Raw genomic sequence first — 25045 nt, 5'->3', positions numbered from 1 at the left:
GTTGTACTACGAAACTAATAAACTATCTAGAAAGCGTTGATATGGCAGTTTTTATTGAGGGAAATCGTTTTGTCACACTTGTTGTCGCGTGACAAATAAAAAAGCACGATAAACCTATTCATATCAATAATTAGAGGTTTGTTGTACTTGTTTTGTTGTACTACAAACATTATCGAAAAAAGTGGGGATGTTCTGGCTTCGATTTGTCGATAATTGTCGAATTAAACATGAAGGGAGGTGTCGGAAATGGTTAAACGTTATGAAACTGCATCTATGGTTGGAAGGGAAGAAAGAGCCAAAGCAGAACTTGGAAAAGAAGTGCAGCTAAGAACTAGTATTTTGAAACAGATAGATGCTGCATTGAAAAAAATAAATGTCTCACAAAAAAGACAGCGGATGTGATGTAAATGGAAATAAGATGCTCAGTTAGTGAACTTAAATTAACGACACGTAGTGATAATAAGGAAAGAATAATCAGTGGTTATGCTGTCAAGTGGGACAAGTGGTCTAATAAGATACTTGGAAGTAGAAAACAATTTTATGAGAAGGTAAAAAAGGGAGCATTTAAAAATTCCTTGGGAGAAAGAGACCAAATTGCATTATTTAATCACAATAAAAATAATTTTTTAGGAAAGATTCAAGATGGTAGTTTAACGTTGGAAGAAGATAGCGTAGGTCTAAGTTTCAAGTTAATACTTCCTGATAATAATCTAGGACGAAAAGTATATCAGGAAGTAACTAACGGCAAATTATCACACGTTTCTTTTACTTTTGTAGATGAAAAATCAAATTGGGAAACTAAAGGTGAAGATGAATATAGAACTATTGTAAAGGCGCGTTTACGTGAAATTAGTCCGGTATATAGTCCGGCATATCCTGATACAACAGTTGTGGAAGGAGATAAACGACAACATTTGTTGATGAAAGGACAAATCGATCAGTCCTTGTTTGAGATTGAAAGAAGAGCATTACTTGATGAGATTAATAGGACTTTGAAAAAATTTAAATACAATTAAAAACAAAATATAAGGAGAATTATAACATGACTACAACAATTAAAAATAAAAAAGAAATTCGTACAGCATTTACAAACTACTTACTAGGAAATACTTCTGCAATGGAGGTTCGTACATTAGGTGTGGATGTTAATAATGGAAAAGCTACGATTCCTAAAAGTATTGCTGAAGAGATTATTAGTTATGTGGAACAAGAAAATTTATTACGTAAATATGGGAAGGTTGTAACAGTTAATGGGAATTTAGGATATCCGGTATTAACTGGTGATACAAAAGTTGAAGTTGGGGTTAATAGCAAAGAGCGTGATGATGAGAATGAAATTGAAGTCAATCATTTGGGATTAACAGCTGAATTGTTAGAGCCTGTGGAATTTGATTCTATTTCAACCATAAAGAAAAAACTATTGAAGATGACACCAATGAGTGTAAGCGATTTGGTAATTGACGTAATGAAAAAGGAATATCTAAAAAAAGAAATGGATTATATGTTTAATGGTACAAATGCAACGGCATTTAATGAAGGCTCATTGTTAAATAAAACGAAAGTATTTACACCAACGCAAACCGAACCAGTAGCAATTATTAAAGAATTAAAAAATAAGCCTTCTACTAGTGTAGCGAATAAAGCGAGATGGATTGTAAATAAAGCTGCTCTTGAATATGTTGAAGATTTAAAGTTACCAAATGGAGAACCGGCTCTGAAAACAATCGATCGTGTGGATGGTGGAGTAAGCTACATGTTATTAGGATTCCCACTAGATTGTACAGATGTTGTAAAAGGATCAGTAGATACAGCAGCAGTATTTTACTTTGGTGACTTTTCATCCTTCGTTATTCAAGAAAACGCTAATGGATTAGAAGTTGAGGTAATGCCAGAAAGATATGCTCTTATAAATGAAGTTGGATTTAAGCTATACAACCTTCTTGATGGAAAATTAATCTATTCAGAGGTAGAACCAACTGTTTATCGTTTGGAGATTAAATAAGCGCTAATAATATAAAAGCAACGTTTACCAAATTGGTGACGTTGCTTTTTGTGTGTGGTTTATTGTCGTGTTATGTAGAAATTAACTTGAATTTCTTGTAAAATAAAAAAAGACAAGAGGTATAGGACAACCTACATGCCTTACAATAATATGCACATATAATATACTAGAATTAGAGAAGAAAGTCTAGTATATTAAGGGATGGGATTTAGGTTGCCTCTATCAAGAGGAGGGAACTATGTGAATCGTTTAAGATTTAAAAACGTGGTTGCAAGGGATCGTTTGTTATACCACGTTGAAGAACTTGGAGTAGAGTGTAATAAACGCAGTATGGATGATATGTATGAAAAATTATCCGAAGTAAATTTACCTTTAGTGAAATCGGTTTATAAGGAATATGAATTTGCTGGGAAAACCTCTCTTAATATCTTTGAAATTTTAGATTTTCCTAGTAATTTAAATAACAAAAAAGCTTTTTTGAACCATGTGAAAAAGAAATTGGGTATAAATACAAATATATTGAATGTACATTTAAGACCAGCAATTAATGAACAACCCAAAGTTAACTACATTGAAGAGTTTGAAAACGGATATCGTATAGAGTGGGTTTCAGGTACTTATAAAGAATCTACAAATGGGTACGAAATAATTAACAGGTTAGATACTAAATATGTTACAACAATTGTTCGGTTAGGAAGTCCTGTGTTCATTGAAATTAGAGCGGGATATACATTTGCTCTATCTTATTTAAAACTATTTAAAAGTTTTTTATCAGAAAGTGAGTTGCCGGTGGAATTTCAGCATATACCTTTAACAAAGGTAACAGAAGCAGAAGCGATATTAATTGCCGAGACGTTAAAAGCAGGGTTACTTGAAGGAGAGCATTTGGGGAGTAATGGAATTGGAAAATATGCTGTTTCGGCTGATCGTGATACAAGTGATTTAAGAAAATTGCCAGAGTATCAGTCAAATTTTGTGGGGAAACGATATTTAGCACAAACTTTAAATGTTCCATATAGAGATGAAGATACAGGATATGTTACGAGTATTAAATTTAAGATTAGCATGAACGGTGGCTTTGAATTTAAGACAAAAGTAAACGAGAAAATCATAAGAAGGATATTTGATGTCTTTGCAGAAGTAAGGTATAAAAAGGTGGCCAGTGGAGAATAACATAATTATTTAAATGGAAAGGTGGGGGGAGAAGATGGGATTTGATACTTACGCAGTAGATAAAGTGCTTGAAACCTTAGCAATAAAAGATGAGAAACGCTTTAATGCCTATCAAGTTGCTCACCTTTCCAATCAAGAAGATGTAGACCAAGTCAATGATTATTTATTATATAAAGCACAAGGGCCATTTGCCGTATTGATTGCTAAAATTGAAGTTTTATGTCCTGAAAATCATCCGGATGCACAATTTCAATTAGGAGAACCCTTACCTGATTATGAGATAGAATGTTATGTTTGTGGAGAGGAATATATACCAGATATTAATCGTTCGCACTTAGTTTTTTATTTTACAGATCAGTATTTAGAAAATGTAAAAAAAAAAAGTTTGTTGACGGTGGTAGCAATTTAGCGACTGATCAAATCCCGCAGATGAATCAACTTATGTGGATTCCGGATTTAATAAAAGCAGGGAAAATTATTATTATTAATAATGGGGGAATAGATATGAGTAAGAATGATTTTAGTGGTTGGGATGTAAATGCAAAAAATAGTCCTTTCGCAGTAGGTACAAAAGCAAAAGTCAAAGCTGATTATAAAATTCTTGAGCAAAATACTAATGTGTCAGAAGAATTATTGAAACTTCTAGAAGTTTCAGAGTTGGATGCACAGCAAAAACAAGAGATGAAAGAAATTATTGAAGTCGCTGCAGAAGAAGTAGGGAACGACAATCCGAAAAAGCCAATTGTTAGGGGATTGCTTAATAGTGCAACAGCTATTATGGACACGGTGGCGAAATCTCCACAATTAATTACGGCGTTTGAGAAATGGTCTACTTATATTGGTGGATTTTTAGGATAAAGTAAAAAGTATCTCATAGGAGATGCTTTTTTATTTTTGAAGTTTAATGATTGGAAATTAGAATCCCCCCTATCAAAAATTAAAATTTTCTCTCTGGGGAGGATAGGTAGCGTAGGGGGCATTTCTATCGTTAGACAACATTTTTAAAAAATAAAGGGGGGTGTGAAATGTCTACGAAAATCTATAAATTATTACATAATAAAAGCCACAACTCATATGAGTGTGACTTAAATGTTTTTATTCAGCTTCGAAGCGTAAAGTGATTAAAACTCCTAGTGTGAGTTCAGTAATTATAACTACGTCTTTGTCTTTTTCATCATCATAATCGACTGATTTTGTTTTTCCGCCTACAAAATTAGCTGAAACACTTGTTATTGATTCTGAGTCTAGTAATTTACCAATTTCAACATTTTGCTTCTTAGGTACATGGCCTATGTGAAATTCTTTATTGTCTAAATTAACAATTACCTTAATAGCATTTTTATCGAATTCATTATCAGGATCTTTTACAAATGAGATATAATCACCAAATTCAACATCTTCAAATTCAGATGCTTCTACCCACATTTCTAGTAATTCTTTATTAGTATATCCACCGTATGATTCAATATTATATTCTTTGGCAATTGCACGAGCAATTCGTTTTAGAAGTGACTGTATATCTTTACCTTTGTCATTATCAAAAGTAACCCCTGCGACATTAAAAGTAAGGGAGTTACTGGTATCTAATTCAATTGGTAAAGGGGCTGGAATTGGTTCCGATTCTTGTTCTAAAGTCTGTTGTTCGGGTATGATTTCTTCAGTTTCTGTTCTAGACTCTTCCACATATGTATTTATTACTTTCACCACTTCTTCCTTGATATTTTCTACTTTAGATTCATGATGAGTGTGGATGTTCGTGTTAACATGGTCTATTTCGACTGTATTAGTTTCTAAATCGGATATTCTTCTGATTTCTTTTTCTTTTGCTTTAAAATCCTTTTTATATTGCTTAAAATCCTGTTTATCAACTCTAAATTTCTCGCCAGTAGCTACATTCTTGACTACGTATGTTTTAACTATGTATGAATAATAGATAATAAATAAAATATAAGATATCACAAGAGTTGGGATAGCCAAGATAATTGCTGTAATAAACAATATAACATCTAAGGGAGTAGGTATTCGTTGTAAGATTATTCTCTTTCCGGCAGCAGCTTCAGATTGCTGTAACTGTTGTATACGTTGTATCGATGCAATTGAATCATAACTCATAAAAAAACCTCCTTAAAATGATACCTAAATCATACCAATTTTATGCAACAACTGTAAATATTACATTTCGATAAATTGATTAAAGGTATTAATATGTCTCAAAGCGAACTTACCTATATTCCAAATGTAGTTGATTCGATATATATATTGAAGGTTATGTATATAAAGTAGTAGAGAGTTTCTTTATTTAGATAACCTTTATGTTGATTTAAAAGTATCATTTTGGTGTAAAGGAATTAAATAAGTAAAGGTTATGAAAGTATTCCATACGTAGTGCTTTTTATTAAATGAGGATTATGTGGGGGATGAATTAAAGCGAAATAATTTTTATTTTAAAGTTAAATGAAAAAGCATCCATAAAGGATGCTCTTTCCGATATGTTGATTTCATTTTGAAGAGTCTTTTCTTGTTTTAATTTTTGAATACTTTAAATATACCTTTGATGAAAAATCACATACGTAAAAGGTTCCATTTTCCTCTTTGTATTTTTCGTGGAATACACTTCTTTTATCATCGATAATAAAATTATGTATTAATTTTAACTCTGCTATGTCTTTTTCATTAATGATTTCCATAAGGTATTGTGGTTGAGAAGTTTTATTGAATTGTTTGCTTAAATATAGATAAAAAGAGCTCATGAATAAAGGGACGACGATAGTGATTAATATTAAATCGTAATTGCTACTTTGAAAGATATTTACGTGGAAAAAGCAACAATAAAAAAACATAAAACTAAACATATGAATTATAGAAAGACATTTTATAGATCGATTGAACCAATTAACTTTAAGGAGTTTTTTAGGTAAAAGACTTATTGGTATAAGAATTAAAAAGAGTAAAGTAATTAATATATAACTTAGTTTATACAATGGTTCTAAAATAAATGCATAGTTGGTTATTAAATTGGGTATAAAGAACTTGAGGTAGAATGAAGGTATAATGAATAGCGACAGTGCAATAATAAAAATATCCTGGCAAAAGGAAAAGATATTTAGTTGTTTCCGTGTAACTTTATCCTTAAATAATTGATCGAATTCATTGGTAGTGGAAGATTCCATGTAGAATGAACCCAATCCTTTTATGATCCCCCACACCCCTATGGCTGCACCTGCAATTTTAGCCATATCAGCAATTTCGGTAAATGACATATAGTGTACATCCTCCTTTGAGAATTTGGATTTAATATTCCAACTGAACTATTATATCATGAATTTATCATATTATTAATGCTGCTATACATCCATTCTTTATAGGGTTTTCGGTGTCCGGAAAGTGTCCGAAAGGGTTTTGGATTGTGCATTTTTAAGTAATGGAATTGCTCGAAAATATTGATATAATAGCCTTTTTTGTGTCTGTTTTCTTCTATTATATATAAAGCTTGATGGGCGGAATGATGTAATTCCGTTCTCCCGAAAAACATCCACTTCTATATAGAAGTGGATGTTTTTTTATGTTTTTGAGCGCAGGAAAATAATTTCTGTAGAATTTTGTCGCTTTCTCTCTTGACCATATCGATACTTCATTGTTAGAATCTAGGAAGATAATATAAAACAATCCTTCATATATCCTCGATGATATGGTTTGAGAGTCTCTACCGGGTTACCGTAAACAACCTGACTATGAAGGCAGTGCGTCTTATATTTATAAAGAGCGGAAGACTATCTTTCTTTATAAAGCCAGACCCCTGCCTTTTCTTTGTCATGAGACTAGAGGCGGAGGACTGGCTTTTTTTATTATATTAGTAATGCTTTTCGCCAAATTGGTGAAAATATTTATATACGAGAACTAACGTTGGGGTGATTATTTTGAAGAAGCAGCATGATACAATTATCGTTTTAGATTTTGGGAGTCAGTACAATCAGTTAATAGCACGTCGAATTCGTGAGTTCGGTGTATACAGTGAACTTCATCCACATACAATTACTGCAGAAGAAATTAAAGCAATGAATCCAAAAGGGATTATCTTCTCTGGTGGACCAAATAGTGTATACGGTGAAGGCGCATTACATTGTGATGAAAAAATCTTTGAACTAGGATTACCGATCTTCGGTATTTGTTACGGTATGCAGCTTATGACACAACACTTCGGTGGTAAAGTAGAACGTGCAAACCACCGTGAGTATGGAAAAGCTGTTCTTAAAGTAGAGAACGAATCAAAATTATATGCGAACCTTCCAGAAGAGCAAGTTGTATGGATGAGCCATGGTGACTTAGTAACTGGTTTACCTGAAGGATTCGTAGTAGATGCAACAAGTGAGTCTTGTCCAATTGCTGGTATGAGCAATGAAGGGGAAAACTTATACGGTGTACAATTCCACCCAGAAGTACGTCACTCTGAGCACGGAAACGATTTAATTAAAAACTTCGTATTCGGCGTATGTGGTTGCTCTGAAGGATGGAACATGGAGAACTTTATCGAAGTAGAATTAGAGAAGATCCGTGAAACTGTTGGAGACAAAAAAGTATTATGCGCACTTAGTGGCGGTGTAGACTCTTCTGTTGTAGCAGTATTAATTCATAAAGCGATTGGTGACCAATTAACATGTATTTTCGTGGACCACGGTTTACTTCGTAAAGATGAAGCAGAAGGTGTTATGAAAACATTTAGCGAAGGCTTCCATATGAACGTTATTAAAGTGGATGCACAAGAGCGCTTCATGAACAAGTTAAAAGGTGTAGAAGATCCAGAGCAAAAACGTAAAATCATCGGTAATGAATTCATTTACGTATTTGATGATGAAGCTTCTAAATTACAAGGAATGGACTTCCTAGCACAAGGTACACTTTACACGGACATCGTTGAAAGTGGTACAGCAACTGCACAAACAATTAAATCTCACCATAACGTTGGTGGACTTCCAGAAGACATGCAGTTCAAATTAATTGAGCCTTTAAATACTTTATTTAAAGACGAAGTACGTGTATTAGGATCAGAACTAGGAATTCCTGATGAAATCGTATGGCGTCAACCGTTCCCAGGTCCAGGACTTGGTATTCGTGTATTAGGTGAAATTACAGAAGAGAAATTAGAAATCGTTCGTGAATCTGATGCAATTTTACGTGAAGAAATTATAATAGCAGGATTAGACCGCGAAGTTTGGCAATACTTCACTGCGCTTCCTGGTATGCGTAGTGTAGGTGTTATGGGTGACGAGCGTACTTACGACTACACAGTAGGTATCCGTGCAGTAACATCTATCGACGGTATGACAGCTGATTGGGCACGTATCCCTTGGGACGTATTAGAGAAAATCTCTGTACGTATCGTAAACGAAGTAAAACACGTTAACCGTATCGTGTATGATATAACGAGTAAGCCACCAGCAACTATTGAGTGGGAATAGTATTGTAATAAAAAAGATCCATCTATCGTTCATGTATAGATGGATCTTTTTGTTTTTACCCTTAATACGAACGAAAATATAAAAGTTTATAAAAATGTTCGTTTTTAAATTGACAAAACCACCTCCTCGAGTTAATATGAGTATGTAATTCAAACGAAAAGTGAATATTATGCCGTCGTATAATATCGGGGATATGGCCCGAAAGTTTCTACCTAGCTACCGTAAATGGCTTGACTACGAGGCGTTTTGATAAAGATGAGGGGAAACTTGTCTTTATTCATAGAACGCTTCCATGTATATGCAATGGAAGCCTTTTTTATTTTTATAGATAAAAGAGGGCTAGGGTGAAATACGGCGAGTAATCATATAACGGGGGAAACGTAAGATGAAACGCTATTTTCAGTTTGATGAACTCGGCACAAATTATAAAACAGAGTTCATAGCAGGTTTAACGACATTTCTATCTATGGCTTACGTACTATTTGTCAATCCTGCTACGCTGTCGCTTGGAAATGTTAAAGGATTACCGGCAGGTACAGGAATGGATCCAGGTGCGGTATTCGTTGCTACAGCATTAGCAGCGGCGATTGGTTCGTTAATTATGGGGATATTTGCGAAGTATCCGATTGCTTTAGCGCCAGGTATGGGAATAAATGCGTTCTTTGCTTATACAGCAGTGTTAACGATGGGAATTCCGTGGCAAACGGCGATTGCTGGAACATTAATGTCAGGTATTATCTTTATTATTCTTACTGCTTCAGGTATTCGGGAAAAAATCATTAATGCAATTCCAGTAGAGTTAAAGTTTGCAGTAGCGGCGGGTATCGGATTATTCATTGCCTTCCTTGGATTCCAAAATGCCGGAATTATCGTAAAGAATGATGCTGTCCTTGTTGGATTGGGGGATTTAACGAAGGGCACAACGTTATTAGCAATTTTCGGAGTTGTTATTACAATCATCTTCATGATTAAGAAAATAAATGGTGCTGTTTTCTACGGCATGATTCTTACGGCAATTTTAGGAGTAGCAACAGGATTAATTGATACTCCGAAAGCTGTGGTGGGAGCAATACCGAGTCTAGAACCGACGTTCGGTATGGCGTTAACTCACTTTGGAGACATTTTTACTGTTCAAATGGCGATTGTTATTATAACGTTCTTCTTTATCGATTTCTTTGATACAGCAGGTACGCTTGTAGCCGTTGCAAATCAAGCGGGATTAATGAAGAACAATAAATTACCACGTGCAGGAAAAGCATTATTTGCAGATGCGATTGCAACTGTAATTGGTGCAATTCTAGGTACATCAACAACAACGTCTTATATTGAATCTTCTGCAGGGGTAGCAGCGGGTGGACGTTCTGGATTTACAGCAGTTGTAACAGCAGGGTTCTTCTTACTGGCACTATTCTTCTCACCACTATTAAGTGTTGTGACACCAGCTGTAACAGCGCCAGCATTAATTATTGTAGGGATCTTGATGGTTTCATCTTTAGGCGAAATTGATTGGAAGAAATTCGAGATTGCAGTACCAGCATTCTTTACTATCATTTCAATGCCACTTACGTATAGTATCGCAACAGGAATTGCAATCGGGTTTATCTTCTATCCAATTACAATGGTTGTGAGTGGTCGTCGTAAAGAGATTCATCCAATTATGTATGTTATGGGAGTTTTATTCGTACTATATTTCATCTACGTTCGTAAATAAAAGGGGTTTTTTGAAAGGTCTAGACTTGAGGGGAGTCTAGACCTTTTTTGCGTCTTCAGAAAATCTTAAGGATTTCCGAGCGTTTTTCTTCAGAAGTTTTCTTATAATAGAAGTTAGGGATTAAAAAAGTGATGGGGGAGATAGTATGGCTGGGGAAACAATACTTGTCGTAGATGATGAAAAAGAAATTAGGAACCTTATTACAATTTATTTAAAGAACGAAGGATATAAAGTACTGCAAGCAGGGGACGGAGAAGAAGGGTTACGTATATTAGAAGAAAACGAAGTGCACTTAGTCGTATTAGATATTATGATGCCGAAAGTAGATGGTATTCATATGTGTATGAAAGTAAGGGAAGCGAAGGAAATGCCGATTATTATGCTTTCGGCAAAAACGCAAGATATGGATAAAATTTTAGGATTAACAACAGGTGCAGATGATTATGTAGCAAAACCGTTTAATCCGTTAGAGTTAATCGCAAGAATTAAATCGCAGCTACGTCGTTATATGAAAATGAATGGCTTTGCTATTCAAAATGAGGACGAGTTAGAAATTGGAGAGATGAAAATAAACATCTCCACTCATACAGTCATTGTGGATGGAGAAGAAGTGAAACTGACCCCGAGGGAATTTTCAATTTTAGAATTACTAGTCCGTAATCCGGGGATGGTCTTTAGTGCGGAACAAATTTATGAAAAGGTTTGGAACGAAAGATCTTTCCAGTCGGATAACACGGTAATGGTTCATATTCGGAAAGTGCGTGAAAAGATTGAGGAGAATCCAAGGAAGCCAATATATATAAAAACAGTATGGGGAGTGGGGTATAAGATTGAAAAAGATATTTAATCCATTTACTTATGTTAGGAAAATTCGAGAATTAATTGGAAAGATAGTGAAGAGTGTGAAACGGAGTATACGAATTCAACTTATTACTGCGTTTACTGCTTGTGCGTTGTTAGGGATTTTGTCAGCGAAGGCAGCAGCGCCGTTTTTTGAGAATGCGAATCGAGAGGCGACGATCGATTATCGGGTTGGTATGGAACAAATTAATCAACAAGCTCAAAGCGTGGCAAATAGTTCAGTTCATGAAAATAAATTAGAAGCTATATCAACTATGATTGAAATAGAGAATCAAAATTTAGAACAAAACTCTAGAGCTTTAAAAGTATTGGTCACTGACGAGAGCGGTAAAGTTTTATATAAAACGAAGCAGGCGCAAGAAGAGCAAATTGATTTGCATAATACAATTCGTAATGCATCATCGTTTGCGATTAATTATATGAATGGTAGAAAAGAATTTGAAAGTACGAGAAAAGAATTTATAGCTTTTGCACCTATTACAATAGAAGATAAGAATTTATACATGTTTGTTAGTGGGATTCCAGAAGGTGAAGTAATATATGATACGCAAGAAGGACCGTTTCCGTTTTTCATAGGTGTACTTGTATTTATTTTCTCTTTCTTCTATATAACAAAGAGAAAGATGAAGCAAATTGAAGCGATGGCACAAGGTGTAAAGGAAATAGAAAAAGGAAACTTAGCGTACCGTATTGAGAAAAAAGGTGAAGATGAGATTGCGTCTTTAACTGAGAATATTAATAATATGGCGGAAGAGCTTATGAATAATATAGAAAAGGAACGTAAATTAGAGAAGCAAAAGAATGAGCTTATTACGAATGTATCACACGATTTACGTACACCACTGACTTCTATAATGGGTTACTTGCGATTACTTCGAGATTCTAAATATGAAAATAAAGAACAACATGATGAGTATACGAGAATTGCTTTTGCAAAGTCGGAGCAGTTAAAGAATTTAATAGAAGATTTATTTGAGTATACGAAGTTAACGAATGAACAAGTTGTATTAGAAAAACAGGAAGTGTGTGTAAATGAGTTACTTGATCAATTAATAGAAGAGTTAGTACCACAAGCGGAAGAGCATGGCCTTATGTTTGTTAAGAAGTTTCCTGAGGAACGTGCATATGCGATGATTGATTCGGAAAAGATGGTTCGTGTATTCGACAACTTACTAATGAATGCAATTAAGTATAGTAAAGATGACGGAGAGATAAAAGTTTCTCTTCAAAGGCAGCGCAGGAATATACAAATTGTTATTGCGAATCATAGTGAAGAGTTTACGAGAGAAGAGTTAGGGAACTTGTTTGAACGGTTTTATAAGAAAGATCAATCTAGAAGTAGAGTAACAGAAGGTTCGGGGCTCGGATTAGCTATTGCGAAAAGTATTGTTGAGTTGCAAGGTGGTAGTATTCGAGCTGAGTATGAGGACGGGATCGTTCAGTTCATCGTTTCATTACCAATTATAGAAAAATAATAAATGAATAGAATGTTATAGGATAAAAAGGCTTATTTTAAAAGGAATAAGCCTTTTTATATTTTTTTAGAAAAACATATTGACGATTAGAGTTTAGAGGTGTAATATAGGACAAGTCGCCGATAGCAACAACGCAGAAAGCGACAAACGAAATAAAAAACTTAGTTGACATTAACTAACGAAGATGTTAACATAAGGAAGTCGCAAATGAGCGACCGAGTAGTTCTTTGAAAACTGAACGAAACAAACAACGTGAACGTCAATTTTTATTTTTAGATGCTAGACAAACTAACTTTATTGGAGAGTTTGATCCTGGCTCAGGATGAACGCTGGCGGCGTGCCTAATACATGCAAGTCGAGCGAATGGATTAAGAGCTTGCTCTTATGAAGTTAGCGGCGGACGGGTGAGTAACACGTGGGTAACCTACCCATAAGACTGGGATAACTCCGGGAAACCGGGGCTAATACCGGATAATATTTTGAACTGCATAGTTCGAAATTGAAAGGCGGCTTCGGCTGTCACTTATGGATGGACCCGCGTCGCATTAGCTAGTTGGTGAGGTAACGGCTCACCAAGGCGACGATGCGTAGCCGACCTGAGAGGGTGATCGGCCACACTGGGACTGAGACACGGCCCAGACTCCTACGGGAGGCAGCAGTAGGGAATCTTCCGCAATGGACGAAAGTCTGACGGAGCAACGCCGCGTGAGTGATGAAGGCTTTCGGGTCGTAAAACTCTGTTGTTAGGGAAGAACAAGTGCTAGTTGAATAAGCTGGCACCTTGACGGTACCTAACCAGAAAGCCACGGCTAACTACGTGCCAGCAGCCGCGGTAATACGTAGGTGGCAAGCGTTATCCGGAATTATTGGGCGTAAAGCGCGCGCAGGTGGTTTCTTAAGTCTGATGTGAAAGCCCACGGCTCAACCGTGGAGGGTCATTGGAAACTGGGAGACTTGAGTGCAGAAGAGGAAAGTGGAATTCCATGTGTAGCGGTGAAATGCGTAGAGATATGGAGGAACACCAGTGGCGAAGGCGACTTTCTGGTCTGTAACTGACACTGAGGCGCGAAAGCGTGGGGAGCAAACAGGATTAGATACCCTGGTAGTCCACGCCGTAAACGATGAGTGCTAAGTGTTAGAGGGTTTCCGCCCTTTAGTGCTGAAGTTAACGCATTAAGCACTCCGCCTGGGGAGTACGGCCGCAAGGCTGAAACTCAAAGGAATTGACGGGGGCCCGCACAAGCGGTGGAGCATGTGGTTTAATTCGAAGCAACGCGAAGAACCTTACCAGGTCTTGACATCCTCTGAAAACTCTAGAGATAGAGCTTCTCCTTCGGGAGCAGAGTGACAGGTGGTGCATGGTTGTCGTCAGCTCGTGTCGTGAGATGTTGGGTTAAGTCCCGCAACGAGCGCAACCCTTGATCTTAGTTGCCATCATTAAGTTGGGCACTCTAAGGTGACTGCCGGTGACAAACCGGAGGAAGGTGGGGATGACGTCAAATCATCATGCCCCTTATGACCTGGGCTACACACGTGCTACAATGGACGGTACAAAGAGCTGCAAGACCGCGAGGTGGAGCTAATCTCATAAAACCGTTCTCAGTTCGGATTGTAGGCTGCAACTCGCCTACATGAAGCTGGAATCGCTAGTAATCGCGGATCAGCATGCCGCGGTGAATACGTTCCCGGGCCTTGTACACACCGCCCGTCACACCACGAGAGTTTGTAACACCCGAAGTCGGTGGGGTAACCTTTATGGAGCCAGCCGCCTAAGGTGGGACAGATGATTGGGGTGAAGTCGTAACAAGGTAGCCGTATCGGAAGGTGCGGCTGGATCACCTCCTTTCTATGGAGAATTGATGAACGCAGTTCATCAATAAACGTTGACTTGTTTTGTTTCGTTCAGTTTTGAGAGAACTATCTCTCAAGTTTAAATGTATGTTCTTTGAAAACTAGATAACAGTGTAGCTCATATTTTTTTAATTTTAGTTTGGTTAAGTTAGAAAGGGCGCACGGTGGATGCCTTGACACTAGGAGTCGATGAAGGACGGGACTAACGCCGATATGCTTCGGGGAGCTGTAAGTAAGCTTTGATCCGAAGATTTCCGAATGGGGAAACCCACTATACGTAATGGTATGGTATCCTTACCTGAATACATAGGGTATGGAAGACAGACCCAGGGAACTGAAACATCTAAGTACCTGGAGGAAGAGAAAGCAAATGCGATTTCCTGAGTAGCGGCGAGCGAAACGGAATCTAGCCCAAACCAAGAGGCTTGCCTCTTGGGGTTGTAGGACATTCTATACGGAGTTACAAAGGAACGAGGTAGACGAAGCGACCTGGAAAGGTCCGTCACAGAGGGTAATAACCCCGTAGTCGAAACTTCGTTCTCTCTTGAATGTATCCTGAGTACGGCGGAACACGTGAAATTCCGTCGGAATCTGGGAGGACCATCTCCCAAGGCTAAATACTCCCTAGTGATCGATAGTGAACCAGTACCGTGAGGGAAAGGTGAAAAGCACCCCGGAAGGGGAGTGAAAGAGATCCTGAAACCGTGTGCCTACAAATAGTCAGAGCCCGTTAATGGGTGATGGCGTGCCTTTTGTAGAATGAACCGGCGAGTTACGATCCCGTGCGAGGTTAAGCTGAAGAGGCGGAGCCGCAGCGAAAGCGAGTCTGAATAGGGCGTTTAGTACGTGGTCGTAGACCCGAAACCAGGTGATCTACCCATGTCCAGGGTGAAGTTCAGGTAACACTGAATGGAGGCCCGAACCCACGCACGTTGAAAAGTGCGGGGATGAGGTGTGGGTAGCGGAGAAATTCCAATCGAACCTGGAGATAGCTGGTTCTCCCCGAAATAGCTTTAGGGCTAGCCTTAAGTGTAAGAGTCTTGGAGGTAGAGCACTGATTGAACTAGGGGTCCTCATCGGATTACCGAATTCAGTCAAACTCCGAATGCCAATGACTTATCCTTAGGAGTCAGACTGCGAGTGATAAGATCCGTAGTCAAGAGGGAAACAGCCCAGATCGCCAGCTAAGGTCCCAAAGTGTGTATTAAGTGGAAAAGGATGTGGAGTTGCTTAGACAACTAGGATGTTGGCTCAGAAGCAGCCACCATTTAAAGAGTGCGTAATAGCTCACTAGTCGAGTGACTCTGCGCCGAAAATGTACCGGGGCTAAATACACCACCGAAGCTGCGAATTGATACCAATGGTATCAGTGGTAGGGGAGCGTTCTAAGTGCAGTGAAGTCAGACCGGAAGGACTGGTGGAGCGCTTAGAAGTGAGAATGCCGGTATGAGTAGCGAAAGACGGGTGAGAATCCCGTCCACCGAATGCCTAAGGTTTCCTGAGGAAGGCTCGTCCGCTCAGGGTTAGTCAGGACCTAAGCCGAGGCCGACAGGCGTAGGCGATGGACAACAGGTTGATATTCCTGTACCACCTCTTTATCGTTTGAGCAATGGAGGGACGCAGAAGGATAGAAGAAGCGTGCGATTGGTTGTGCACGTCCAAGCAGTTAGGCTGATAAGTAGGCAAATCCGCTTATCGTGAAGGCTGAGCTGTGATGGGGAAGCTCCTTATGGAGCGAAGTCTTTGATTCCCCGCTGCCAAGAAAAGCTTCTAGCGAGATAAAAGGTGCCTGTACCGCAAACCGACACAGGTAGGCGAGGAGAGAATCCTAAGGTGTGCGAGAGAACTCTGGTTAAGGAACTCGGCAAAATGACCCCGTAACTTCGGGAGAAGGGGTGCTTTCTTAACGGAAAGCCGCAGTGAATAGGCCCAAGCGACTGTTTAGCAAAAACACAGGTCTCTGCGAAGCCGTAAGGCGAAGTATAGGGGCTGACACCTGCCCGGTGCTGGAAGGTTAAGGAGAGGGGTTAGCGTAAGCGAAGCTCTGAACTGAAGCCCCAGTAAACGGCGGCCGTAACTATAACGGTCCTAAGGTAGCGAAATTCCTTGTCGGGTAAGTTCCGACCCGCACGAAAGGTGTAACGATTTGGGCACTGTCTCAACCAGAGACTCGGTGAAATTATAGTACCTGTGAAGATGCAGGTTACCCGCGACAGGACGGAAAGACCCCGTGGAGCTTTACTGTAGCCTGATATTGAATTTTGGTACAGTTTGTACAGGATAGGCGGGAGCCATTGAAACCGGAGCGCTAGCTTCGGTGGAGGCGCTGGTGGGATACCGCCCTGACTGTATTGAAATTCTAACCTACGGGTCTTATCGACCCGGGAGACAGTGTCAGGTGGGCAGTTTGACTGGGGCGGTCGCCTCCTAAAGTGTAACGGAGGCGCCCAAAGGTTCCCTCAGAATGGTTGGAAATCATTCGTAGAGTGCAAAGGCATAAGGGAGCTTGACTGCGAGACCTACAAGTCGAGCAGGGACGAAAGTCGGGCTTAGTGATCCGGTGGTTCCGCATGGAAGGGCCATCGCTCAACGGATAAAAGCTACCCCGGGGATAACAGGCTTATCTCCCCCAAGAGTCCACATCGACGGGGAGGTTTGGCACCTCGATGTCGGCTCATCGCATCCTGGGGCTGTAGTCGGTCCCAAGGGTTGGGCTGTTCGCCCATTAAAGCGGTACGCGAGCTGGGTTCAGAACGTCGTGAGACAGTTCGGTCCCTATCCGTCGTGGGCGCAGGAAATTTGAGAGGAGCTGTCCTTAGTACGAGAGGACCGGGATGGACGCACCGCTGGTGTACCAGTTGTTCTGCCAAGGGCATAGCTGGGTAGCTATGTGCGGAAGGGATAAGTGCTGAAAGCATCTAAGCATGAAGCCCCCCTCAAGATGAGATTTCCCATAGCGTAAGCTAGTAAGATCCCTGAAAGATGATCAGGTTGATAGGTTCGAGGTGGAAGCATGGTGACATGTGGAGCTGACGAATACTAATAGATCGAGGACTTAACCATATAATATGAAGCAATGTTATCTAGTTTTGAAGGAATATACCTTCATCAGTTTGGTGATGATGGCAGAGAGGTCACACCCGTTCCCATACCGAACACGGAAGTTAAGCTCTCTAGCGCCGATGGTAGTTGGGACCTTGTCCCTGTGAGAGTAGGACGTCGCCAAGCAACTTTAAGACGAGTCAGAATGACTCGTCTTTTTTGTGTTTTAAACTTCTTATCAGCCTCAAGTAAGTAATCCTTATTATTTTGATACTCTCATATTCATTTTCTTTCATCATTTTTGATGTGTAGTTTAAGATTTTCTATTCTATTTTTTGTAGAAGCAATCTATCGGTGTGTTAAAATAGTACAGTTGTTTTTCGAGGTACTTTAATATAGGAAGATTTAAATTTTTTAAGGAGATAATATGAAGAAGATAGGTGTAATTACTATAGTGGTTTTAGTCCTTCTAGCAATTACTTATATGTTAGTCGGCAATTATTTTTATAATTATGCGTTGAATGCGAAACAAGAGAAAGAGTTTTTAGAGGATAATCCTCACTTAGTAGAAACTGTGAATGCATCGGGAGGTGTGTTTGCTACAAATGAAGAAAAGGATGCGAACTTTGTATCAAATCATAAACCTAATATACGAAACATAAATTCTTTCGATAAGTTGAAATTAACAGGTTATGAATATATGAATGAACAATCTAGCCATAAATGGGCAATTGTAGTTCATGGATATGATAGTAGGGCATCGAAAATGACGAAATATATCCGGAATTTTTATGAAGAAGGATATAACGTCATAGCGCCAGATCTTCGTGGGCATGGAAATAGTGAAGGTGATTATATAGGGATGGGCTGGCACGATCGTAAAGATATTTTGATTTGGATTCAACAAATTGTAAAGAAAGACCCTAATGCTGAAATAGCACTCTTTGGAGTTTCAATGGGGGGAGCAACTGTAATGATGACTTCAGGTGAAGAGTTACCCTCTAACGTTAAAGTTATTATTGAAGATTGTGGATACTCAACTGTTATTGATGAATTTACTTATCAATTAAACGATTTATTCCACTTGCCGAAGTTTCCTGTTATGAATACGGCAAATACAGTTACAAAATTAAGAGCTGGATATGATTTAGAAGAAGCTTCAGCTGTAAAACAAGTAGCGAAAAGTAAAACACCGATGCTATTTATTCATGGGGACGCTGATACATTCGTTCCTTATGAAATGTTAGATGAAGTATATAATGCTGCAAAAGTAGAAAAAGAGAAATTAATTGTTCCAGGTGCTGGACATGGAGAAGCCGAGAAGGTAGATTCGAATAAATATTGGAATACCATATGGGAATTCGTGGGGAGATACATTCCAGCGTAATTAGATTGTTTTAGATTTGTATTTTGTATATACGATAATCAGAAGGAAATGTTTTTATACTTTTGATTATCGTTTTTTCTATTTAAAAACTCATTTTAGTTTGTAGTATATAAGGTTTGAAGCATAAATTTTTGAATTCCTTATTGCCAGTGCTACAATAATTGAAAACTACATGTTAATGAGGTGTTTCTATGAAAATTGAAGTATGGTCAGATTTTGTATGCCCATTTTGTTATATTGGGAAACGTAGATTAGAAATGGCTTTAGAGCAATTTCCGCATAAGAAAGATGTTGAAGTTGAGTTTAAAAGTTTTGAATTAGACCAAAATGCTCCAATCTATTCTGGAACAAGTATTAATGAAGTACTTGCATCAAAGTATGGGATTAGTATTGAAGAAGCTAAGCGTAATAATATACAACTAGGCAATCATGCAGCTAGTATGGGGTTAAGTTTTAATTTTGAAGAGATGAAGCCGACGAACACTTTTGATGCGCATCGTCTTGCCAAATTTGCAAAGGATCAAGGGAAAGAAAAAGAGATTACGGAAAATCTACTTTGTGCATATTTCACTGAATCGAAAAATTTAAGTGATGTGGATACGCTTGCTACTATTGCTGAAGCTTCAGGTTTAGATAAGCAAGAAGCTCTACATGTTATTAATGATAAAAGCGCATATGCAAATGATGTTAGAATTGATGAAGCGATTGCTCAGCAATATCAAATTTCGGGAGTTCCTTATTTTATTATTAATCAAAAGTATGCTATTTCAGGTGCGCAACCACTTGAAACTTTTGTTGGTGCACTTCAGCAAGTTTGGGAAGAAGAGAAACCTGCACCTAAGTTACAAGAGCTTTCTTCAGAGGGTGGAAGCGATATGTCTTGTACGGATGAAAGTTGTTCTGTACCTTCAAAAGAACAATAGTTTTTATGATGGAATAGCAACCCATAGAGTGTTTCATGGGTTGCTATTCTATTCTTATAGAAGAGGTATATAAATAGATAAATTAATAACGTAAATAGGATTTATAAAAAAATGAAGTTTTTTATAAAAACATATTGACGATTGTAGGTTAGAGGTGTAATATAGAAAAAGTCGCCGATAGCAACAACGCAGAAAGCGACAAAAGAAAATGAAAAACTTAGTTGACATTGAAATATGAAAATGTTAACATAAGGGAGTCGCAAATGAGCGGCAAACAAGTTCTTTGAAAACTGAACGAAACAAACAACGTGAACGTCAATTTTTATTTTTAGATGCTAGACAAACTAACTTTATTGGAGAGTTTGATCCTGGCTCAGGATGAACGCTGGCGGCGTGCCTAATACATGCAAGTCGAGCGAATGGATTAAGAGCTTGCTCTTATGAAGTTAGCGGCGGACGGGTGAGTAACACGTGGGTAACCTACCCATAAGACTGGGATAACTCCGGGAAACCGGGGCTAATACCGGATAATATTTTGAACTGCATAGTTCGAAATTGAAAGGCGGCTTCGGCTGTCACTTATGGATGGACCCGCGTCGCATTAGCTAGTTGGTGAGGTAACGGCTCACCAAGGCGACGATGCGTAGCCGACCTGAGAGGGTGATCGGCCACACTGGGACTGAGACACGGCCCAGACTCCTACGGGAGGCAGCAGTAGGGAATCTTCCGCAATGGACGAAAGTCTGACGGAGCAACGCCGCGTGAGTGATGAAGGCTTTCGGGTCGTAAAACTCTGTTGTTAGGGAAGAACAAGTGCTAGTTGAATAAGCTGGCACCTTGACGGTACCTAACCAGAAAGCCACGGCTAACTACGTGCCAGCAGCCGCGGTAATACGTAGGTGGCAAGCGTTATCCGGAATTATTGGGCGTAAAGCGCGCGCAGGTGGTTTCTTAAGTCTGATGTGAAAGCCCACGGCTCAACCGTGGAGGGTCATTGGAAACTGGGAGACTTGAGTGCAGAAGAGGAAAGTGGAATTCCATGTGTAGCGGTGAAATGCGTAGAGATATGGAGGAACACCAGTGGCGAAGGCGACTTTCTGGTCTGTAACTGACACTGAGGCGCGAAAGCGTGGGGAGCAAACAGGATTAGATACCCTGGTAGTCCACGCCGTAAACGATGAGTGCTAAGTGTTAGAGGGTTTCCGCCCTTTAGTGCTGAAGTTAACGCATTAAGCACTCCGCCTGGGGAGTACGGCCGCAAGGCTGAAACTCAAAGGAATTGACGGGGGCCCGCACAAGCGGTGGAGCATGTGGTTTAATTCGAAGCAACGCGAAGAACCTTACCAGGTCTTGACATCCTCTGAAAACTCTAGAGATAGAGCTTCTCCTTCGGGAGCAGAGTGACAGGTGGTGCATGGTTGTCGTCAGCTCGTGTCGTGAGATGTTGGGTTAAGTCCCGCAACGAGCGCAACCCTTGATCTTAGTTGCCATCATTAAGTTGGGCACTCTAAGGTGACTGCCGGTGACAAACCGGAGGAAGGTGGGGATGACGTCAAATCATCATGCCCCTTATGACCTGGGCTACACACGTGCTACAATGGACGGTACAAAGAGCTGCAAGACCGCGAGGTGGAGCTAATCTCATAAAACCGTTCTCAGTTCGGATTGTAGGCTGCAACTCGCCTACATGAAGCTGGAATCGCTAGTAATCGCGGATCAGCATGCCGCGGTGAATACGTTCCCGGGCCTTGTACACACCGCCCGTCACACCACGAGAGTTTGTAACACCCGAAGTCGGTGGGGTAACCTTTATGGAGCCAGCCGCCTAAGGTGGGACAGATGATTGGGGTGAAGTCGTAACAAGGTAGCCGTATCGGAAGGTGCGGCTGGATCACCTCCTTTCTATGGAGAATTGATGAACGCAGTTCATCAATAAACGTTGACTTGTTTTGTTTCGTTCAGTTTTGAGAGAACTATCTCTCAAGTTTAAATGTATGTTCTTTGAAAACTAGATAACAGTGTAGCTCATATTTTTTTAATTTTAGTTTGGTTAAGTTAGAAAGGGCGCACGGTGGATGCCTTGACACTAGGAGTCGATGAAGGACGGGACTAACGCCGATATGCTTCGGGGAGCTGTAAGTAAGCTTTGATCCGAAGATTTCCGAATGGGGAAACCCACTATACGTAATGGTATGGTATCCTTACCTGAATACATAGGGTATGGAAGACAGACCCAGGGAACTGAAACATCTAAGTACCTGGAGGAAGAGAAAGCAAATGCGATTTCCTGAGTAGCGGCGAGCGAAACGGAATCTAGCCCAAACCAAGAGGCTTGCCTCTTGGGGTTGTAGGACATTCTATACGGAGTTACAAAGGAACGAGGTAGACGAAGCGACCTGGAAAGGTCCGTCACAGAGGGTAATAACCCCGTAGTCGAAACTTCGTTCTCTCTTGAATGTATCCTGAGTACGGCGGAACACGTGAAATTCCGTCGGAATCTGGGAGGACCATCTCCCAAGGCTAAATACTCCCTAGTGATCGATAGTGAACCAGTACCGTGAGGGAAAGGTGAAAAGCACCCCGGAAGGGGAGTGAAAGAGATCCTGAAACCGTGTGCCTACAAATAGTCAGAGCCCGTTAATGGGTGATGGCGTGCCTTTTGTAGAATGAACCGGCGAGTTACGATCCCGTGCGAGGTTAAGCTGAAGAGGCGGAGCCGCAGCGAAAGCGAGTCTGAATAGGGCGTTTAGTACGTGGTCGTAGACCCGAAACCAGGTGATCTACCCATGTCCAGGGTGAAGTTCAGGTAACACTGAATGGAGGCCCGAACCCACGCACGTTGAAAAGTGCGGGGATGAGGTGTGGGTAGCGGAGAAATTCCAATCGAACCTGGAGATAGCTGGTTCTCCCCGAAATAGCTTTAGGGCTAGCCTTAAGTGTAAGAGTCTTGGAGGTAGAGCACTGATTGAACTAGGGGTCCTCATCGGATTACCGAATTCAGTCAAACTCCGAATGCCAATGACTTATCCTTAGGAGTCAGACTGCGAGTGATAAGATCCGTAGTCAAGAGGGAAACAGCCCAGATCGCCAGCTAAGGTCCCAAAGTGTGTATTAAGTGGAAAAGGATGTGGAGTTGCTTAGACAACTAGGATGTTGGCTCAGAAGCAGCCACCATTTAAAGAGTGCGTAATAGCTCACTAGTCGAGTGACTCTGCGCCGAAAATGTACCGGGGCTAAATACACCACCGAAGCTGCGAATTGATACCAATGGTATCAGTGGTAGGGGAGCGTTCTAAGTGCAGTGAAGTCAGACCGGAAGGACTGGTGGAGCGCTTAGAAGTGAGAATGCCGGTATGAGTAGCGAAAGACGGGTGAGAATCCCGTCCACCGAATGCCTAAGGTTTCCTGAGGAAGGCTCGTCCGCTCAGGGTTAGTCAGGACCTAAGCCGAGGCCGACAGGCGTAGGCGATGGACAACAGGTTGATATTCCTGTACCACCTCTTTATCGTTTGAGCAATGGAGGGACGCAGAAGGATAGAAGAAGCGTGCGATTGGTTGTGCACGTCCAAGCAGTTAGGCTGATAAGTAGGCAAATCCGCTTATCGTGAAGGCTGAGCTGTGATGGGGAAGCTCCTTATGGAGCGAAGTCTTTGATTCCCCGCTGCCAAGAAAAGCTTCTAGCGAGATAAAAGGTGCCTGTACCGCAAACCGACACAGGTAGGCGAGGAGAGAATCCTAAGGTGTGCGAGAGAACTCTGGTTAAGGAACTCGGCAAAATGACCCCGTAACTTCGGGAGAAGGGGTGCTTTCTTAACGGAAAGCCGCAGTGAATAGGCCCAAGCGACTGTTTAGCAAAAACACAGGTCTCTGCGAAGCCGTAAGGCGAAGTATAGGGGCTGACACCTGCCCGGTGCTGGAAGGTTAAGGAGAGGGGTTAGCGTAAGCGAAGCTCTGAACTGAAGCCCCAGTAAACGGCGGCCGTAACTATAACGGTCCTAAGGTAGCGAAATTCCTTGTCGGGTAAGTTCCGACCCGCACGAAAGGTGTAACGATTTGGGCACTGTCTCAACCAGAGACTCGGTGAAATTATAGTACCTGTGAAGATGCAGGTTACCCGCGACAGGACGGAAAGACCCCGTGGAGCTTTACTGTAGCCTGATATTGAATTTTGGTACAGTTTGTACAGGATAGGCGGGAGCCATTGAAACCGGAGCGCTAGCTTCGGTGGAGGCGCTGGTGGGATACCGCCCTGACTGTATTGAAATTCTAACCTACGGGTCTTATCGACCCGGGAGACAGTGTCAGGTGGGCAGTTTGACTGGGGCGGTCGCCTCCTAAAGTGTAACGGAGGCGCCCAAAGGTTCCCTCAGAATGGTTGGAAATCATTCGTAGAGTGCAAAGGCATAAGGGAGCTTGACTGCGAGACCTACAAGTCGAGCAGGGACGAAAGTCGGGCTTAGTGATCCGGTGGTTCCGCATGGAAGGGCCATCGCTCAACGGATAAAAGCTACCCCGGGGATAACAGGCTTATCTCCCCCAAGAGTCCACATCGACGGGGAGGTTTGGCACCTCGATGTCGGCTCATCGCATCCTGGGGCTGTAGTCGGTCCCAAGGGTTGGGCTGTTCGCCCATTAAAGCGGTACGCGAGCTGGGTTCAGAACGTCGTGAGACAGTTCGGTCCCTATCCGTCGTGGGCGCAGGAAATTTGAGAGGAGCTGTCCTTAGTACGAGAGGACCGGGATGGACGCACCGCTGGTGTACCAGTTGTTCTGCCAAGGGCATAGCTGGGTAGCTATGTGCGGAAGGGATAAGTGCTGAAAGCATCTAAGCATGAAGCCCCCCTCAAGATGAGATTTCCCATAGCGTAAGCTAGTAAGATCCCTGAAAGATGATCAGGTTGATAGGTTCGAGGTGGAAGCATGGTGACATGTGGAGCTGACGAATACTAATAGATCGAGGACTTAACCATATAATATGAAGCAACGTTATCTAGTTTTGAGAGAATATAAAAAACTTATTGACTTTCTAAGTGAATCAAGTATAATAATGTTTGTCTCAATCGAATATAGTCTGGTAATGATGGCAGAGAGGTCACACCCGTTCCCATACCGAACACGGAAGTTAAGCTCTCTAGCGCCAATGGTAGTTGGGACCTTGTCCCTG

14 protein-coding genes, 6 rRNA genes and 2 riboswitches are annotated in these 25045 nt (G+C 40.7%); of the genes, 18 read left to right on the top strand and 2 right to left on the bottom strand.

Annotated features, from left to right (window positions below):
• Positions 1-246 precede the first annotated feature (246 nt).
• The 6 genes from JFU54_RS02655 (at position 247) to JFU54_RS02630 (ending at position 4033) form a co-directional block, all read left to right on the top strand.
• On the top strand, positions 247-402 hold the full coding sequence (locus JFU54_RS02655; protein ID WP_170957393.1) for a hypothetical protein: 156 nt from the start codon (positions 247-249) through the stop codon (positions 400-402).
• 5 nt (positions 403-407) lie between these two features.
• Entirely contained in the window at positions 408-1016 is a 609-nt protein-coding gene (locus tag JFU54_RS02650; protein WP_201063688.1) for an HK97 family phage prohead protease, read from the top strand.
• 26 nt (positions 1017-1042) lie between these two features.
• Positions 1043-2002, top strand: coding sequence for a phage major capsid protein (locus JFU54_RS02645; RefSeq protein WP_201063686.1), 960 nt, complete (start codon positions 1043-1045; stop codon positions 2000-2002).
• Between the two features lie 240 nt (positions 2003-2242).
• Positions 2243-3175: a hypothetical protein gene (locus JFU54_RS02640; protein WP_136804766.1), complete on the top strand. Its 933-nt coding sequence runs from the start codon at positions 2243-2245 to the stop codon at positions 3173-3175.
• 34 nt (positions 3176-3209) lie between these two features.
• The gene (locus JFU54_RS02635) at positions 3210-3584 is read left to right on the top strand and encodes a hypothetical protein (protein ID WP_201063685.1); all 375 of its coding nucleotides are present in this window, start codon (positions 3210-3212) and stop codon (positions 3582-3584) included.
• A 20-nt stretch (positions 3585-3604) separates the two neighbouring features.
• A complete protein-coding gene (locus JFU54_RS02630; RefSeq protein WP_240792592.1) occupies positions 3605-4033 on the top strand; it encodes a hypothetical protein in 429 nt (142 codons plus the stop codon).
• A 237-nt stretch (positions 4034-4270) separates the two neighbouring features.
• On the opposite strand, the gene JFU54_RS02625 is transcribed toward JFU54_RS02630, so the two are convergent.
• Together JFU54_RS02625 and JFU54_RS02620 are read right to left on the bottom strand one after the other, a co-directional pair.
• The gene (locus tag JFU54_RS02625) at positions 4271-5287 is read right to left on the bottom strand and encodes an HIRAN domain-containing protein (protein ID WP_201063683.1); all 1017 of its coding nucleotides are present in this window, start codon (positions 5285-5287) and stop codon (positions 4271-4273) included.
• 386 nt (positions 5288-5673) lie between these two features.
• Positions 5674-6435 (bottom strand): hypothetical protein, encoded by a 762-nt coding sequence (locus JFU54_RS02620; RefSeq protein WP_201063681.1) that lies wholly within the window; start codon positions 6433-6435, stop codon positions 5674-5676.
• A 390-nt stretch (positions 6436-6825) separates the two neighbouring features.
• A riboswitch (purine riboswitch) is annotated at positions 6826-6927 on the top strand.
• Positions 6928-7092: 165 nt separating this feature from the next.
• Between JFU54_RS02620 and guaA the strand changes: the two genes are divergently transcribed.
• From guaA to rrf (JFU54_RS02560), 12 genes are all read left to right on the top strand, one after another.
• Entirely contained in the window at positions 7093-8631 is a 1539-nt protein-coding gene (gene guaA / locus JFU54_RS02615) for a glutamine-hydrolyzing GMP synthase (RefSeq protein WP_207192586.1), read from the top strand.
• Between the two features lie 155 nt (positions 8632-8786).
• A riboswitch (purine riboswitch) is annotated at positions 8787-8888 on the top strand.
• 128 nt (positions 8889-9016) lie between these two features.
• Entirely contained in the window at positions 9017-10342 is a 1326-nt protein-coding gene (locus JFU54_RS02610; protein WP_002029453.1) for an NCS2 family permease, read from the top strand.
• A 145-nt stretch (positions 10343-10487) separates the two neighbouring features.
• The gene (locus JFU54_RS02605) at positions 10488-11189 is read left to right on the top strand and encodes a response regulator transcription factor (protein ID WP_002029454.1); all 702 of its coding nucleotides are present in this window, start codon (positions 10488-10490) and stop codon (positions 11187-11189) included.
• A complete protein-coding gene (locus tag JFU54_RS02600; RefSeq protein ID WP_002124847.1) occupies positions 11173-12678 on the top strand; it encodes a sensor histidine kinase in 1506 nt (501 codons plus the stop codon). The genes JFU54_RS02605 and JFU54_RS02600 overlap by 17 nt, the downstream gene beginning before the upstream one ends.
• A 294-nt stretch (positions 12679-12972) precedes the next feature.
• Positions 12973-14524: ribosomal RNA gene (locus JFU54_RS02595) — 16S ribosomal RNA — on the top strand.
• A 146-nt stretch (positions 14525-14670) separates the two neighbouring features.
• Positions 14671-17592: ribosomal RNA gene (locus tag JFU54_RS02590) — 23S ribosomal RNA — on the top strand.
• Positions 17593-17641: 49 nt separating this feature from the next.
• A 5S ribosomal RNA gene (gene rrf, locus JFU54_RS02585) occupies positions 17642-17757 on the top strand.
• Between the two features lie 241 nt (positions 17758-17998).
• Positions 17999-18958 (top strand): alpha/beta hydrolase, encoded by a 960-nt coding sequence (locus tag JFU54_RS02580; protein ID WP_201063679.1) that lies wholly within the window; start codon positions 17999-18001, stop codon positions 18956-18958.
• Between the two features lie 191 nt (positions 18959-19149).
• Positions 19150-19881: a DsbA family oxidoreductase gene (locus tag JFU54_RS02575; protein WP_088038211.1), complete on the top strand. Its 732-nt coding sequence runs from the start codon at positions 19150-19152 to the stop codon at positions 19879-19881.
• 350 nt (positions 19882-20231) lie between these two features.
• Positions 20232-21783 (top strand): 16S ribosomal RNA (locus JFU54_RS02570).
• Positions 21784-21929: 146 nt separating this feature from the next.
• A 23S ribosomal RNA gene (locus JFU54_RS02565) occupies positions 21930-24851 on the top strand.
• A gap of 100 nt (positions 24852-24951) precedes the next feature.
• Positions 24952-25045 (top strand): 5S ribosomal RNA (gene rrf / locus JFU54_RS02560); the annotation flags it as partial.

Origin of the sequence: Bacillus sp. TH19, assembly GCF_016651075.1 — a bacterium.
In the GTDB taxonomy this organism is placed as follows: domain Bacteria; phylum Bacillota; class Bacilli; order Bacillales; family Bacillaceae_G; genus Bacillus_A; species Bacillus_A mycoides.
Note: the sequence above shows the minus strand (reverse complement) of the source record. Positions and strands in the feature narration are given on the sequence as shown.